At 56.2% G+C, this 15,491-nt stretch carries 12 protein-coding genes; 2 read left to right on the top strand and 10 right to left on the bottom strand.

Annotation, left to right across the window (positions count from 1 at the left end):
- Window positions 1–179: 179 nt before the first annotated feature.
- Window positions 180–440 carry a hypothetical protein gene (locus JQ848_RS07575; RefSeq protein ID WP_003446926.1) on the top strand — a complete coding sequence of 87 codons (261 nt, stop codon included), beginning with the start codon at window positions 180–182 and terminating at the stop codon, window positions 438–440.
- Between the two features lie 184 nt (window positions 441–624).
- On the opposite strand, the gene brnQ is transcribed toward JQ848_RS07575, so the two are convergent.
- From brnQ to sdhC, 10 genes are all read right to left on the bottom strand, one after another.
- Window positions 625–1,938, bottom strand: coding sequence for a branched-chain amino acid transport system II carrier protein (brnQ, locus tag JQ848_RS07570; protein WP_003446924.1), 1,314 nt, complete (start codon window positions 1,936–1,938; stop codon window positions 625–627).
- 419 nt (window positions 1,939–2,357) lie between these two features.
- On the bottom strand, window positions 2,358–3,239 hold the full coding sequence (gene sucD / locus JQ848_RS07565; RefSeq protein ID WP_003446921.1) for a succinate--CoA ligase subunit alpha: 882 nt from the start codon (window positions 3,237–3,239) through the stop codon (window positions 2,358–2,360).
- Window positions 3,239–4,405: an ADP-forming succinate--CoA ligase subunit beta gene (sucC, locus tag JQ848_RS07560; RefSeq protein ID WP_003446919.1), complete on the bottom strand. Its 1,167-nt coding sequence runs from the start codon at window positions 4,403–4,405 to the stop codon at window positions 3,239–3,241. Before sucC ends, sucD begins: the two co-directional genes overlap by 1 nt.
- 226 nt (window positions 4,406–4,631) lie before the next feature.
- Entirely contained in the window at window positions 4,632–6,068 is a 1,437-nt protein-coding gene (lpdA, locus tag JQ848_RS07555; RefSeq protein ID WP_003446917.1) for a dihydrolipoyl dehydrogenase, read from the bottom strand.
- A gap of 103 nt (window positions 6,069–6,171) precedes the next feature.
- The gene (gene odhB / locus JQ848_RS07550) at window positions 6,172–7,389 is read right to left on the bottom strand and encodes a 2-oxoglutarate dehydrogenase complex dihydrolipoyllysine-residue succinyltransferase (RefSeq protein ID WP_003446915.1); all 1,218 of its coding nucleotides are present in this window, start codon (window positions 7,387–7,389) and stop codon (window positions 6,172–6,174) included.
- Between the two features lie 40 nt (window positions 7,390–7,429).
- Window positions 7,430–10,261 carry a 2-oxoglutarate dehydrogenase E1 component gene (locus JQ848_RS07545; RefSeq protein ID WP_003446913.1) on the bottom strand — a complete coding sequence of 944 codons (2,832 nt, stop codon included), beginning with the start codon at window positions 10,259–10,261 and terminating at the stop codon, window positions 7,430–7,432.
- A 260-nt stretch (window positions 10,262–10,521) separates the two neighbouring features.
- On the bottom strand, window positions 10,522–11,226 hold the full coding sequence (locus JQ848_RS07540; protein ID WP_003446911.1) for a succinate dehydrogenase iron-sulfur subunit: 705 nt from the start codon (window positions 11,224–11,226) through the stop codon (window positions 10,522–10,524).
- An 11-nt stretch (window positions 11,227–11,237) separates the two neighbouring features.
- Complete coding sequence (gene sdhA, locus JQ848_RS07535) at window positions 11,238–13,013, bottom strand: succinate dehydrogenase flavoprotein subunit (RefSeq protein ID WP_003446909.1); 1,776 nt, start codon at window positions 13,011–13,013, stop codon at window positions 11,238–11,240.
- 3 nt (window positions 13,014–13,016) lie between these two features.
- Window positions 13,017–13,385: a succinate dehydrogenase, hydrophobic membrane anchor protein gene (gene sdhD, locus JQ848_RS07530; protein WP_003446906.1), complete on the bottom strand. Its 369-nt coding sequence runs from the start codon at window positions 13,383–13,385 to the stop codon at window positions 13,017–13,019.
- Window positions 13,379–13,765: a succinate dehydrogenase, cytochrome b556 subunit gene (sdhC, locus tag JQ848_RS07525; protein ID WP_085985560.1), complete on the bottom strand. Its 387-nt coding sequence runs from the start codon at window positions 13,763–13,765 to the stop codon at window positions 13,379–13,381. The genes sdhD and sdhC overlap by 7 nt, the downstream gene beginning before the upstream one ends.
- 350 nt (window positions 13,766–14,115) lie before the next feature.
- Here sdhC and gltA point away from each other — a divergent pair, with 350 nt between their 5' ends.
- Window positions 14,116–15,405 (top strand): citrate synthase, encoded by a 1,290-nt coding sequence (gene gltA, locus JQ848_RS07520; RefSeq protein ID WP_003446901.1) that lies wholly within the window; start codon window positions 14,116–14,118, stop codon window positions 15,403–15,405.
- Window positions 15,406–15,491 lie beyond the last annotated feature (86 nt).

The raw sequence follows: 15,491 nt of genomic DNA, 5'->3' as shown, positions 1-15,491 counted from the left end.
GATGTCATGAAAGTTGGGGGCTAAGGTTTAAATTTCAAGGCCTGTACTCTCAATGCCTCGCTTTTACCGCGCGCAGGCTGTGTTTAAGCCGTCGTTTATATATATGAACCGCCATGGAACTTAAGCGCACAGCACGTGCTCAAACGCCCAGTAGATCTACTCATAAGGAGAAACACCCCATGCGTAATACTTTCGCTGTTGCTTTGATGCTGGCTGCCACCCTCGGTCTCGCGGCCTGCGACAAGAAATCCGAAGATAAAGCCCAAGAGGCGGCTCAGCACACCGAGCAATCCCAGGAAAAAATGAACGAAGCCCAAGACAAAGTGAACGATGCAGCCAAAGAGAACGCTGAAGCGGCTAAAGCTCAGGCCGAGTCCAATGAAGCGGCTGCTAAAGAAGCTGCTCCGGCTGCACCTGTAGCAACTCCAGAAAGCAAGTAATCTGCTTTTGTGAGCGGCACCACAAAGCCTGCCTAGTGCAGGCTTTGTTGCATCTGGAGATCAACAAATCAAACCGGCAATGTTCAACTCAGGGTTTAAAAGTTCGACCATAAAAAAAGCCCTGCATCCATTGGATGCAGGGCTTTTTGATTGACTCAAAGCGCGCTTTTGGCGTGCCCGGTCATTACGCGATAGCTTCTTGACGCTTACCCAGCATACGGTCGCAAATCACTGCAGCCAGCAAGATCACCAGGCTCGGCACCAACCACGCCAGCCCCTGATTGCTGAATGGCATGTTGGCCAGCTGGGCAGGAATCCACTCACCCAGACCTGCGCCTTTCAGCGCATCGATAGTGCCGAAGATAAACGACACCAGCATCACCGGGCCAACAATCCGTGCCTGCGCATGCCACAAGCCTTTGCAGAAGCTCAAGGCCACAAGGACGATGCATGGCGGGTAGATTGCCGTCAGCAGCGGGATCGAGAAGGCGATCAACTTGGTCAGACCAAGGTTGGAGACGAACAGCGAGAATACGGCGAGGATAACCACCAGTGTCTTGTAGGACAGCGGCAGTATCTTGCTGAAGTATTCCGCGCAGGCACAGGTCAGGCCAACGGCAGTAACCAGGCACGCCAGGGCAATCAATACGGCCAGGAAACCGCTGCCCAGCGAACCGAAGGTGTGCTGAACATAGGCGTGCAGTACGGCTGCGCCGTTGGTTGCACCGGCGGCCACTTCATGGCTGCCCGCACCCAGACGGAACAGGCTGACGTATACCAGCGCCAGACCGACACCGGCGATCAGGCCGGCAATGATTGCGTACCGGGTAATCAGTTTTGGCGATTCGACACCGCGGGAACGGATTGCGTTGACGATCACGATGCCGAACACCAGTGCGCCGAGGGTATCCATGGTCAGGTAGCCATTGATAAAGCCCTGGGAGAACGGTGCTGCCACGTATTCCGGGGTCGCAACGCCAATATCACCGGCTGGCAAGGCAAAGGCTGCAATGCCGAGGATCGCCAGGGCAATGATTTTCAGCGGCGCCAGGAAGCGGCCAACGGTATCCAGCAAGCGGCCCGGATACAACGACACGAAGAACACGATCAGGAAGTACACCGAGCTGTACAAAAACAGCGCCAGCGGGCTTTCACCGGTCAAAGGGGCCAGGCCGACCTCAAAGGATACGGTGGCTGTACGCGGGGTGGCGAACAGCGGACCGACAGCCAGGTAGCAAACAGCTGCAAGTATGCCGCCAGCCAGTTTGCCGATCGGGCTGCTCAGTGCATCCATGCCGCCGCCGACTTTAGCCAGCGCAATGACGGTAACCACCGGCAGGCCGACAGCAGTAATCAGGAAACCCAGTGCAGCCATCCAGACGTGAGGTCCGGACTGCAGGCCAACGATAGGTGGAAAAATGATATTGCCAGCCCCGACAAACAGGGCAAATGTCATAAACCCAAGTGCCAGAATGTCCTGGCCTTTCAAAACTTTCATTACGGAAATACCACACTACTGAATCGGAATTTAGAGGGGAATTTCCCGTGCGGATGTGGGAAATGCTGTCAGCCTGAATAAGGCCGACCCGTCTAGCGCGCGGCTTCCTTTTGGGATGCATACGCAGAAATGCAGAGTTGGCGGCAAGGTTACCGATTTTTTCCATGGCGCGCACTGTTACAGGGCGCACTGTCCGATGAACGAACGCAGTTGTCGCTTAAATGACATCGAAAATCGTTTTGATGTGATTTTCTTATTCGTAAATAGGATTTCTCCTAAAGTTATTATAACTATTGAGCAAGTTTGTGCGCCCGGCATCAAGCCCGCTTGCGGCACCACTCGCTGTTTAATTCCCCAAACGCACAAAGGCCACCCGAAGGTGGCCTTTGCCTGGTGTAACTATCAGTTAAGCGCGAGGCTTACTTGATTGCCCAGCCAGTCAGCTCGGACAGAGCCTTGCCGATGTCTGCCAGCGAACGCACGGTTTTAACGCCTGCGTCTTCCAGAGCAGCAAACTTCTCGTCTGCAGTACCCTTGCCGCCAGAGATGATTGCGCCAGCATGGCCCATGCGCTTGCCAGCAGGGGCAGTCACACCAGCGATGTAGGAAACAACCGGCTTGGTCACGTGTGCCTTGATGTAGGCAGCCGCTTCTTCTTCAGCCGAACCGCCGATCTCACCGATCATTACGATCGCTTCGGTCTTCGGGTCTTCCTGGAACAACTTCAGGATGTCGATGAAGTTGGAGCCCGGGATCGGGTCACCACCGATACCAACGCAAGTCGACTGACCGAAACCGGCGTCAGTAGTTTGCTTGACAGCTTCGTAAGTCAGGGTGCCGGAACGCGACACGATGCCTACTTTGCCTGGCAAGTGAATGTGACCTGGCATGATGCCGATCTTGCATTCGCCTGGAGTGATAACGCCAGGGCAGTTAGGGCCGATCAGGACTACGCCCAGTTCGTCGCACTTAACTTTAGCGTCAAGCATGTCCAGGGTAGGAATGCCTTCAGTGATGCAAACGATCAGCTTGATGCCGCCGAACGCTGCTTCAAGGATGGAATCCTTGCAGAAAGGAGCCGGAACGTAGATCACGCTGGCGGTTGCGCCAGTGGCTGCTACAGCTTCTTTCACGGTGTTGAACACTGGCAGACCCAGGTGCTCGGTGCCGCCTTTACCAGGAGTTACGCCACCAACCATCTTGGTGCCGTATTCGATGGCTTGCTGGGTGTGGAAGCTACCTTGCGAACCGGTAATACCCTGGCAGATAACTTTGGTGTCTTTATTGATCAGGACGCTCATTACTTGCCCTCCGCAGCTTTAACAACTTGTTGAGCAGCGTCGGTCAAGCTGGTAGCAGCGATGATGTTCAAGCCGCTTTCTGCCAGTACTTTAGCGCCCAGTTCAGCGTTGTTGCCTTCAAGGCGAACAACCACCGGGATTTTCACGCCGACTTCTTTCACTGCACCGATGATGCCTTCGGCAATCATGTCGCAACGAACGATGCCGCCGAAGATGTTGACCAGTACTGCAGCGACATTGCTGTCGGACAGGATGATCTTGAACGCTTCAGTTACGCGTTCTTTGGTTGCGCCGCCACCAACGTCAAGGAAGTTGGCTGGCTTGCCGCCATGCAGGTTGACGATGTCCATGGTACCCATGGCCAGGCCAGCACCGTTGACCATGCAACCGATGTTGCCTTCCAGTGCCACGTAGTTCAGTTCGAACTTGGCAGCGTGCGCTTCGCGCGGATCGTCTTGCGACGGATCGTGGAAAGTTTTCAGCTTAGGCTGACGATACATGGCGTTGGCGTCGATGTTGATTTTCGCATCGAGGCAGTGCAGATCGCCGTCAGTCTTGATTACCAGCGGGTTCACTTCCAGCAGGGCCAGATCGTGATCCTTGAACAGCTTGGCCAGACCTACGAAGATCTTGGCGAACTGAGCAACTTGCTTGCCTTCCAGACCCAGCTGGAATGCCAACTCGCGACCCTGGAATGGCTGTGCGCCAACCAGTGGATCGATAGTAGCTTTCAGAATTTTTTCTGGAGTGTCGTGAGCGATTTTCTCGATGTCCACGCCACCTTCGGTGGAAGCCATGAACACGATGCGGCGGCTCGAACGGTCAACGACAGCGCCCAGGTACAGCTCTTTAGCGATATCAGTGCACGATTCAACCAGGATCTTGGTGACCGGCTGACCATTGGCATCAGTCTGGTAAGTCACCAGACGCTTGCCCAACCACTGTTGTGCGAATGCTTTAGCGTCTTCTTTGCTGCGAACCAGCTTAACGCCGCCCGCTTTACCGCGACCACCTGCGTGAACCTGGGCTTTGACAACCCATTCAGTCCCGCCGATTTTATCGCAAGCTTCTGCGGCTGCTTCCGGGGTATCTACTGCATAACCCTTGGATACTGGCAGGCCGTATTCAGCGAACAGCTGCTTACCCTGATACTCGTGAAGATTCATGCTTTTTACCGTCTTCGTTAGGTACTGCGCATTCGGCGCTGCACTTGGATTAGTGCCGCACCACCTGTGACTGCTGCTTGTGCTGCCCGGACCAGCCCGACTCCCGCGTGGGCGAGGTCGGATCTGGCTCAAGCGACATAAGACTGCGTCCGGCGGAAGTTCCGCGGTGAGGCTTGCGTGCAAGGCTCACGACGGGCAAACCGCCGTGGTTTCTTATTGTCTGGTATTAACGTTTTTTGCGGTTGGCAATGTGGATGGCGCCGCCATTCACTGCCAGTGCTGCTTCGTGCAACGCTTCGGACAGGGTCGGATGGGAGAAAACCATCATGCCCAGGTCCTCGGCGCTGGTGCCGAATTCCATACCGATCGCGCCCTGCTGAACCAGTTCTGCAGCGCTCGGGCCAATCACGTGGACGCCCAGTACGCGGTCAGTTTTGGCATCAGCAATGACTTTGACAAAGCCACCGGTGTCGTTTGCTGCCATGGCACGGCCACTGGCTGCGAACGGGAAGGTGCCGACGTTAACTTCAACGCCTTCAGCTTTCAAGGCCTGTTCGGTTTTACCGACCCACGCGATCTCCGGGTGAGTGTAAATAACCGATGGAATCAGGTCGTAGTTCATCTCGGTCTTGTGACCCTTGATGCGCTCGACAACCATGATGCCTTCTTCAGAAGCCTTGTGTGCCAGCATCATGCCGCGAACCACGTCACCGATGGCGAATACGCCCGGAACGCTGGTGGCGCAATGATCGTCAACAAACACGAAACCGCGCTCGTCAATGGTCACACCGCTGTCAGCTGCCAGCAACTCGGTGGTCACCGGACGGCGACCAACGGCTACGATCAGCTTGTCGAAGGTGATGGTCTGTTCGCCGTTGGCGTCGGTGTAGGTCACAACGACTTCTTCGCCGTTAACCTTGGAACCGGTAACGCGAGCGCCCAGCTTGATGTCCAGACCTTGTTTGGTCAGGGTTTTGTAGGCTTCTTTGGACACGGCAGCGTCGGCAGCCATCAGGAACGTGTCCAGGGCTTCCAGAACAGTTACCTGAGCGCCCAGACGGGACCATACCGAACCCAGCTCCAGACCGATTACGCCAGCGCCGATAACGCCAAGACGCTTGGGTACGGACTGGAATTCCAGTGCGCCGGTGGAATCAACAATGATGTTGTTGTCTACCGGTGCTGGCGGAATGTCGATCGGACGCGAACCCGAAGCCAGAATCACGTTCTCGGCTTCGATGATTTCAACGCTGCCGTCCGGCTTGGTCAGTTCAACTTTCTTGCCGGCCAGCAGTTTGCCGTGGCCTTGCAGGGAAGTCACACCGTTGGCCTTGAACAAGGTAGCAACGCCGGAAGTCAGACCTTTAACGATGTTGGCCTTGCGGCCGATCATCGCTGCAACGTCCATCTTCACTTCACCGGTGGTGATGCCGTGGATGGCAAAAGCATCCTTGGCTTCGTGATACTTCCAGGTGCTGTCCAGCAGCGCCTTGGATGGAATGCAACCGACGTTCAGGCAAGTACCGCCCAGTGCCAGTTTGCCTTCCTTGTCGGTGTACTTTTCGATGCAAGCAGTCGAAAGACCCAGTTGCGCGGCCTTGATGGCGGCAACGTAGCCACCGGGGCCCGCACCAATCACTACAACGTCAAATTTCTGTGTCATAAAAGGTTCCCTTTTAGCAACAAGCTACAAGCCGCAAGCTGCAAGTTTGAAGCCCGTCAGCTATTAAGCTTGAGGCTTGGCGCTTGCAGCTTGCCGCTGCTATTTAGATATCCAGCAGCAGACGCGCTGGATCTTCCAGCAGGTTTTTGATTGCTACCAGGAAACTTACAGCTTCTTTGCCATCGATCAAGCGGTGATCGTAGGACAGAGCCAAATACATCATCGGGCGGATTACAACCTGACCGTTGATTGCCATTGGACGCTGAAGGATGTTGTGCATGCCCAGGATTGCGGCTTGCGGCGGGTTAACGATCGGGGTCGACATCATCGAACCGAAAGTACCACCGTTGGTGATGGTGAAAGTACCACCGGTCATTTCGTCCATCGACAGCTTGCCGTCACGGGCTTTTTTACCGTAAGCGGCGATGCCGCCTTCGATTTCGGCCAGGCTCATCAGTTCGGCGTTACGCAGAACCGGTACCACCAGACCACGGTCGCTGGAAACAGCAACACCGATGTCGGCGTAGCCGTGGTAAACGATGTCGGAGCCGTCGATCGAAGCGTTAACAGCCGGGAAGCGTTTCAGCGCTTCGGTGGTTGCTTTCACGAAGAACGACATGAAGCCCAGGCGTACGCCGTTGTGGGACTTCTCGAACAGGTCCTTGTACTTCGAACGCAGTGCCATGACTTCGGTCATGTCCACTTCGTTGAAAGTAGTCAGCATCGCCATGTTCGATTGCGCTTCTACCAGGCGCTTGGCCACGGTAGCGCGAACGCGGGTCATCGGAACACGCTTCTCGACACGGTCGCCCGCAGCCAGAACAGGAGCAGCCGGTGCAGCAGCGGCTTTGGCCGGAGCAGCAGCCGGAGCGGCCTTCTTGGCAGCAACAGCAGCTACCACGTCTTCCTTGGTCACACGACCGCCTTTGCCAGTACCGGCAACGGAAGCGATGTTGATGCCGTTTTCTTCAGCGATCTTGCGAGCAGCCGGAGCTGCAACAGGATCGTCTTCGCCTTCGCCGGCAGGAGCAGCAGCCTGAGCGGCAGGTGCAGCAGCAGCGGCTGGCGCGGCAGCAGCAGCGCCGCCTTCAACGATGGAGCCCAGGACTTCGTCGGACAGAACGGTGTCGCCTTCGTTCTTGACGATGGCGCCCAGAACGCCGTCAGCTGTAGCCAGTACTTCCAGCACAACCTTGTCAGTTTCGATGTCAACAATCAGGTCGTCGCGCTTTACAGCGTCGCCTGGTTGTTTGTGCCAGGTGGCAACGGTGCCATCGGCAACCGATTCCGGAAAAGTAGGGGCTTTAATCTCGATAGCCATGTTCGTGGTTCCTTAAATTCGGTTTCAGTGCGCGAAGGCGTTAAACAGTAAACGCGTCTTGCAACAGTTTTGCCTGTTGCTCGGCGTGCATCGATGCATAACCACAAGCAGGTGCAGCAGAAGCGTCACGGCCCGCGTACTCAAGTACGAGAGATTTATCGTGACCGCCAATGATGCGGCGCATGTGATGCTGGCTGCAGTACCAGGCACCCTGGTTCATCGGCTCTTCCTGACACCAGACAATGTGTTTGGCGTTTTTGTACGGAGCCAGGACTTCAATCAAGTCGTCCTCAGGGAACGGGTACAGCTGCTCAAGACGCACGATGGCGATGTCATCACGACCTTCGGCACGGCGTTTTTCCAACAGGTCGTAGTAGACCTTGCCGCTACACAGCACGATGCGACCGACTTTCGCCGGATCCTGTGCATCGATCTCCGGAATAACGGTCTGGAACGAACCTTCGGCCAGATCTTCCAGGGTCGAGACTGCCAATTTGTGACGCAGCAACGACTTGGGTGTCAGGACGATCAGCGGCTTGCGCAGCGGACGGATAACCTGACGGCGCAGCAGGTGGTAAATCTGCGCTGGAGTCGTTGGTACGCACACCTGAATGTTGTGCTCGGCACACAATTGCAGGTAACGCTCAAGACGTGCGGAGGAGTGCTCCGGGCCCTGACCTTCGTAACCGTGTGGCAGCAACATGGTCAGACCGCACAGACGGCCCCACTTGTGCTCACCGCTGGTGATGAACTGGTCAATTACAACCTGGGCGCCGTTGGCGAAATCGCCGAACTGGGCTTCCCAGATAACCAGAGCATCCGGCGTGGTGGTCGAATAACCGTATTCGAACGCCAGTACAGCCTCTTCAGACAGCAACGAGTCGTACAGGTCAAAACGTGGCTGACCCTGGTACAGGTGCTGCAGCGGGATGTAGGTGCCAGCATCTTTCTGGTTGTGCAACACGGCGTGACGGTGCGAGAACGTACCGCGGCCGATGTCCTGACCGGTCATGCGAATCGGGTGACCTTCGAACGCCAGGGTCGCGTATGCCATGGTTTCGGCATAACCCCAGTTGATCGGCAGGCCGCCGGCTTGCATTTTTTGACGATCTTCGTAGATCTTCGACACCTGACGCTGAACCACAAAGCCTTCTGGAATTTCCAGCAGCTTGGCCGACAGTTCTTGCAGGGTTTTCAGATCAAAACGCGTGTCGTGACGCGCAGTCCAGGCGTGGCCCAGGTACGGACGCCAGTCAACGAACAGCTCTTTGTTCGGCTCTTTGACCAGACTTTTCACAACATGCAGACCGTTGTCCAGCGCGTTGCGATATTCGTCGATCTTGGACTGAACGCGCTCTGCGTCAACCACGTTTTCCTGAGTCAGACGCTCGGCATACAGTTCACGGGTAGTGCGCTGCTTGGCGATCTGCTGATACATCAACGGCTGAGTGCCGTTTGGCTCGTCGGCCTCGTTGTGACCGCGACGGCGGTAGCAGAACAGGTCGATCACGACGTCACGCTTGAACTGCATGCGGTAGTCGATTGCCAGCTGGGTCACGAACAATACGGCTTCCGGATCATCACCATTTACATGGAGGATCGGCGCCTGGATCATTTTCGCGACGTCAGTGCAGTACTCGGTAGAGCGCGAGTCTTCAGGGTTGCTGATGGTGAAGCCAACCTGGTTGTTGATCACCAGGTGAACCGTACCGCCAGTCTTGAAGCCGCGGGTCTGCGACATCTGGAAGGTTTCCATGACCACGCCCTGACCTGCGAATGCAGCATCACCGTGGATGGAAATCGGCAGCACTTTTTCGCCGGTCTTGTCGTTACGACGATCCTGGCGTGCACGTACCGAACCTTCAACCACTGGAGAAACGATTTCCAGGTGGGAAGGGTTGAACGCCATCGCCAGGTGGACTTCGCCACCGGAGGTCATGACGTTGGAGGAGAAGCCCTGGTGGTATTTAACGTCACCGGAACCCAGCTCGATTTTCTTCTTGCCTTCAAACTCGTCGAACAGGTCGCGCGGGTTTTTACCGAAGGTGTTGACCAGAACGTTCAGACGGCCACGGTGGGCCATGCCGATAACGATTTCTTTGGTGCCGTAGTTGCCCGAACGCTGGATCAGCTCGTCCAGCAAAGGAATCAGGCTCTCGCCGCCTTCCAGGCCAAAACGCTTGGTGCCCGGGTACTTGGTGCCCAGGTACTTTTCCAGGCCTTCAGCAGCAGTCACGCGCTCAAGCAAATGGCCCTTGATCTCTGCCGAGTAGGTTGGACGGCCACGTACGCTTTCGAGGCGCTGTTCAAACCAGTGGCGCTGCTCGGAATCGACGATGTGCGTGAACTCGGCGCCAATGGTGCGGCAATATGTCTGCTGCAAAGCTTCGAGAATTTCGCGTAGGCTCGCTTCCTCTTTGCCGATATACAGGTCGCCGGCACGGAAGGTCGTATCAAGATCGGCATTGGTCAAGCCGTAATGATTGATCGACAGGTCTGCAGGTGCAGGACGCTGCCACAGCCCCAGCGGATCAAGCTGGGCTGCCTGGTGGCCGCGCATCCGATAGGCCTGGATCAATCGCAGCACTTCAACTTGCTTCTTCTCATGCTCACTGCTCACGCTCCCGGCAGAAACCGGTTGGGCGCGGCGCTGGTTCTTTGCCAGCAGCACGAAATGGTCGCGGATTGTAGAGTGCGAAACATCGTTGGCAGAGTTGCCGTCATTGGGCAACGTCTGAAAGTAGGTGCGCCATTCTTCTGGCACAGCGTTAGGGTCGTGCAGGTAGAGCTCATAGAGCTCTTCCACATAGGCAGCGTTACCACCTGAAAGATAGCCGCTGTTCCACATGCGCTGCATCACGCTTTCTTGCATGCTTGGTCACCCTCGGTTAGGGGACACCATCGACGAGAACACCAGAGCACGCTTGAGAAAGTCCGAATACAGCGACTAAAACAAGCCACTTAGGATCACGCTGATAGTCCGGGTACCAGCCCGGATGCCCCTGCTGGTCTCATTTCTTCAAAATAAGAGCCGCAGCTTTTTGAGCTGTTGCTCAGGTTAAAACTACGGCGCCGGTTGAAGCCTGCGCCGTAGCATCTACGGTTACAGCGATCCTGCAGTACAGCTTTGAATCACACGCCGCTCTGCAGCAGCATGCTACGCACGTGACCAATGGCCTTAGTCGGGTTCAGGCCCTTCGGACACACGTTTACGCAGTTCATGATCCCGCGGCAGCGGAATACGCTGAACGGGTCATCCAGTGAAGCCAGACGCTCGCTGGTCTTGGTGTCACGGCTGTCAGCCAGGAAACGGTAGGCTTGCAGCAGTGCAGCAGGGCCCAGGAACTTGTCCGGGTTCCACCAGAAGGACGGGCACGAAGTCGAGCAGCAAGCGCACAGGATGCACTCGTACAGACCGTCGAGCTTCTCGCGCTCTTCCGGAGACTGCAGACGCTCAATGGCCGGGGCCGGAGTATCGTTCTGCAGGAACGGCTTCACCTTCTCGTATTGCTTGTAGAAGATGCTCATATCGACGACCAGGTCACGGATAACCGGCAAACCTGGCAGAGGACGAACGATCAACTTGTTACCTTTTACGACAGCAGACAGCGGCGTAACGCAAGCCAGTGCGTTTTTGCCGTTGATGTTCATGCCGTCGGAGCCGCAAACGCCCTCACGGCACGAGCGACGATAGGAAAAACCTTCGTCCTGCTCTTTGATCAAGGCCAGCACGTCCAGCACCATCAGGTCTTTACCGTTGGTATTGACCTGGAATTCCTGCATGAACGGCGCGGCGTCTTGATCCGGGTTGTAGCGATAAACACTGACTTTCAACATATCGGCCACCCTTAGTAAGTCCGAATCATAGGTTCAAAGGTCGGAACGGTTTTCGGCGAGAAGTTCACCGCACGTTTGGCTACGCGCTTTTCACCCGGGAAGTACAGGGTGTGGCACAGCCAGTTAACGTCGTCACGATCTTCGAAATCTTCACGGGCGTGAGCACCGCGCGACTCTTTACGAACTTCAGCAGCGATTGCAGTCGCTTCAGCCACTTCGAGCAGGTTTTGCAGCTCAAGGGCTTCGATACGAGCAGTGTTGAACGCCTGGCTCTTATCGTTGATTTTCACGTTGGCAATACGCGCGCGCAGATCAGCCAGCTGGGCAATACCCTTCTGCATGTATTCGCCAGTACGGAATACACCGAAGTAGTTCTGCATGCAGCTTTGCAGTTCTTTACGCAGGGTAGCGACGTCTTCGCCGTCGGTACGCGAGTTCAGGCCATCCAGACGTGCCAGGGCAGCATCGATGTCGGACTGACGCGGACGGGCGTAATCAACGCCTTCTTTCAGGGTCTGCTCAAGGAACAGGCCGGCAGCACGACCGAATACCACCAGGTCGAGCAACGAGTTGCCGCCCAGACGGTTGGCACCGTGAACCGATACGCAAGCCACTTCACCCACTGCAAACAGGCCAGGGATGATCTGGTCGACGCCTTCAGCGTCCTGGGTAATAGCCTGACCATGAATGTTGGTGGCAACGCCGCCCATCATATAGTGGCAGGTAGGAACTACCGGGATCGGCGCTACGGCAGGATCGACGTGAGCGAAGGTCTTGGACAGCTCCATGATGCCTGGCAGACGGCTGTGCAGAACTTCCTCACCCAGGTGATCGAGTTTCAGCATTACGTGGTCGCCATCCGGACCGCAACCGTTGCCCGCGATGATTTCCTTAACCATCGAGCGTGCTACAACGTCACGACCTGCAAGGTCTTTGGCGTTCGGAGCATAACGCTCCATGAAACGCTCACCGTGCTTGTTGATCAGGTATCCACCTTCACCACGGCAACCTTCTGTAACCAGTACACCGGCGCCGGCAATGCCGGTCGGGTGGAACTGCCACATTTCGATGTCCTGTACCGGTACGCCTGCACGCAGCGCCATGCCGATACCGTCACCGGTGTTGATCAGGGCGTTGGTAGTAGAGGAGTAGATACGGCCTGCACCGCCAGTGGCCAATACGGTCGCGTTAGCGCGGACGTAAGAGGTTTCACCAGTTTCGATGCAGATCACGATCATGCCTACAAAGGCACCATCTTCGTTCTTGACCAGATCGACACCGTAGTATTCGTTAAGGAATACAGTGCCGGCCTTCAGGTTGGCCTGGTACAGGGTGTGCAACAGCGCGTGACCGGTACGGTCGGCTGCAGCGCAGGTACGGGCAGCCTGGCCGCCTTTACCGAAGTCCTTGGACTGACCGCCGAAAGGACGCTGATAGATACGGCCCTGTTCGGTACGGGAGAACGGCAGACCCATGTGTTCCAGCTCGAAAACGGCTTCCGGGCCTACGGAACACATGTACTCGATAGCGTCTTGGTCACCGATATAGTCGGAGCCCTTGACGGTATCGTACATGTGCCAGCGCCAGTCATCGTTTGGATCCGCAGACGCGATCGCGCAGGTAATGCCACCCTGTGCCGATACGGTGTGGGAACGAGTCGGGAAAACCTTGGTGATTACGGCAGTCTTGTGACCGCCTTGCGCCAGCTGCAGAGCAGCGCGCATGCCTGCACCGCCGCCGCCAATGATAATGGCGTCGAACGAGAGTGTATTAACTGTGTTAGCCATGAATCAGATACCCCAAAGAATCTGCACACCCCAGACGAAGTAAGCGAACATTGCAACGCCGCAGACTGCCTGGAAGAGGAAACGTACTGCTGTCGCGGACTTGCCCAGTGCCATTGGCGTCAGGTAGTCGGTCGCGATGGTCCACATGCCTACCCAGGCGTGTGCGCCCAGTGCAACAAGGGCCAGCAGGCTGAAGATACGCATCCAGTTGCTTGCGAACAGCTCATGCCATTGGGCGTAGCCAATGCCAGGGTTCGCAACGAGGTATCCGATCAGGAAGATGAAATAAGCCGCTAGAACAACCGCAGACACACGCTGTGCCATCCAGTCATAGAGGCCCGAACGCGACAGGTTCGTAACGCTGGTTACCATATCCAAACTCCCGCCAGAACAATCATCACTACAGAAATGACGATTACGATTTTCGAGCCCAGTCGGCCGCCTTCAAGCGTCTCACCGATGCCCATGTCCATGATCAAGTGGCGCACACCGGCAACCAGGTGATACAGCAAGGCAGAGAGCAGGCCCCACGCAACGAATTTGGCCAGCGGGCTGGTCAAGCATGCCTTCACCTCGGCAAAACCTTCTTCGGAACCCAGGGATTTGCTCAATGCATAAAGCATGAAGCCCAGGCCGAGAAAAAGAATGATGCCCGATACACGGTGCAGAAATGACGTAACGCCGGTGATGGGGAGTTTGATGGTCCTTAGGTCTAGGTTTACAGGTCGTTGGCTATTCACGGCTTTTTTCACACTGAAGAGCCCCTAACAATCAGGGCAAGTTTGTTGGGATGTGCACTGGTCAGGTACCCACCACCCGGGAGTGACGACCCCCATCTAAACAGGCCCAAAAGCCCCTGGCGGTCGGCTGCCGAGTATAGACAGTTAGGTCACTAATGACAACGCAATCACCTTCCCCTAATAGCGCATTGCGCTTCGGGCATAAAAGGCGTAAACGGCAGGGATATTCGCTAAAAATCGCGGTTCAAAGCCTTGTACAGCAAGACTTTAGGCAAATTGACATTCGAATTTATCTCACTATAGTGGTGCGGGCCCTGCGTGGGGGGTCTGTCTGATGATTTCAAGCATAAATAGGAGGCCACATGGCTGACAAAAAAGCGCAGTTGATCATCGAGGGCGCAGCCCCCGTCGAGCTGCCCATTTTAACTGGCACCGTGGGTCCCGATGTAATCGATGTGCGAGGCCTTACGGCCACGGGCCGGTTCACATTTGACCCTGGCTTTATGTCGACCGCATCTTGCGAGTCGAAGATCACCTATATTGATGGTGACAACGGTATCCTGCTGCACCGCGGCTACCCGATTGAACAGCTGGCCGAACACTCTGACTATCTTGAAACCGCTTACCTGCTGCTGAACGGCGAACTGCCGACCGCAGAGCAGAAGGCTCAATTTGTCAGCACCGTGAAGAACCACACCATGGTTCACGAGCAGTTGAAGACCTTCTTCAACGGCTTCCGTCGTGACGCCCACCCGATGGCGGTCATGTGCGGTGTAGTCGGCGCCCTCTCGGCCTTCTACCACGACTCCCTGGACATCAATAACCCGCAGCATCGCGAAATCTCCGCGATCCGTCTGGTTGCCAAGATGCCTACCCTGGCAGCGATGGTTTACAAGTACTCCATGGGTCAACCCATGATGTACCCGCGTAACGACCTGACCTACGCCGAAAACTTCCTGCACATGATGTTCAACACGCCGTGCGAGATCAAACCGATCAGCCCGGTACTGGCCAAGGCAATGGATAAGATCTTTATCCTGCACGCTGACCACGAACAGAATGCTTCGACCTCCACCGTACGCCTGGCAGGTTCTTCGGGTGCCAACCCGTTCGCCTGTATCGCTGCCGGTATCGCTGCACTGTGGGGCCCTGCCCACGGCGGCGCCAACGAAGCCGTGCTGACCATGCTCGACGAAATTGGCGATGTGTCCAACATCGACAAATTCATCGCCAAGGCCAAGGACAAGAACGATCCGTTCAAACTGATGGGCTTCGGTCACCGGGTTTACAAAAACCGCGACCCGCGCGCCACGGTCATGAAGAAGACCTGCGACGAAGTACTCAAAGAGCTGGGCATCAAGAACGATCCGCAACTCGAACTGGCCATGCGCCTGGAAGAGATCGCCCTGACCGACCCGTACTTCATCGAACGCTCGCTGTACCCGAACGTCGACTTCTACTCGGGGATCATCCTCAAGGCGATCGGCATTCCAACCAGCATGTTCACCGTGATCTTCGCCCTGTCGCGTACAGTTGGCTGGATCTCGCACTGGAAAGAAATGCTCTCCAGCCCGTACAAGATTGGCCGCCCGCGCCAGCTGTACACCGGCTACGAGCAGCGTGACCTTACCAAGCTGGAAGACCGCAAGTAAGGCCTGTCCCACGATAGCGTCCTGATTGCAGCCAATACGGCCCCTGCCTCTTGATAAGAGCAGGGGCCGTATTAGTTTGGGCCGAA

It is taken from the genome of Pseudomonas paraversuta (genome assembly GCF_904067025.1).
Lineage (GTDB): Bacteria > Pseudomonadota > Gammaproteobacteria > Pseudomonadales > Pseudomonadaceae > Aquipseudomonas > Aquipseudomonas paraversuta.
Note: the sequence above shows the minus strand (reverse complement) of the source record. Positions and strands in the feature narration are given on the sequence as shown.

Coding starts and splice junctions, on each gene's coding strand:
- JQ848_RS07575 (WP_003446926.1), top strand. CDS start 180: ATGCGTAATACTTTCGCTGTTGCTTTGATGCTGGCTGCCACCCTCGGT.
- brnQ (WP_003446924.1), bottom strand. CDS start 1,938: ATGAAAGTTTTGAAAGGCCAGGACATTCTGGCACTTGGGTTTATGACA.
- sucD (WP_003446921.1), bottom strand. CDS start 3,239: ATGAGCGTCCTGATCAATAAAGACACCAAAGTTATCTGCCAGGGTATT.
- sucC (WP_003446919.1), bottom strand. CDS start 4,405: ATGAATCTTCACGAGTATCAGGGTAAGCAGCTGTTCGCTGAATACGGC.
- lpdA (WP_003446917.1), bottom strand. CDS start 6,068: ATGACACAGAAATTTGACGTTGTAGTGATTGGTGCGGGCCCCGGTGGC.
- odhB (WP_003446915.1), bottom strand. CDS start 7,389: ATGGCTATCGAGATTAAAGCCCCTACTTTTCCGGAATCGGTTGCCGAT.
- JQ848_RS07545 (WP_003446913.1), bottom strand. CDS start 10,261: ATGCAAGAAAGCGTGATGCAGCGCATGTGGAACAGCGGCTATCTTTCA.
- JQ848_RS07540 (WP_003446911.1), bottom strand. CDS start 11,226: ATGTTGAAAGTCAGTGTTTATCGCTACAACCCGGATCAAGACGCCGCG.
- sdhA (WP_003446909.1), bottom strand. CDS start 13,013: ATGGCTAACACAGTTAATACACTCTCGTTCGACGCCATTATCATTGGC.
- sdhD (WP_003446906.1), bottom strand. CDS start 13,385: ATGGTAACCAGCGTTACGAACCTGTCGCGTTCGGGCCTCTATGACTGG.
- gltA (WP_003446901.1), top strand. CDS start 14,116: ATGGCTGACAAAAAAGCGCAGTTGATCATCGAGGGCGCAGCCCCCGTC.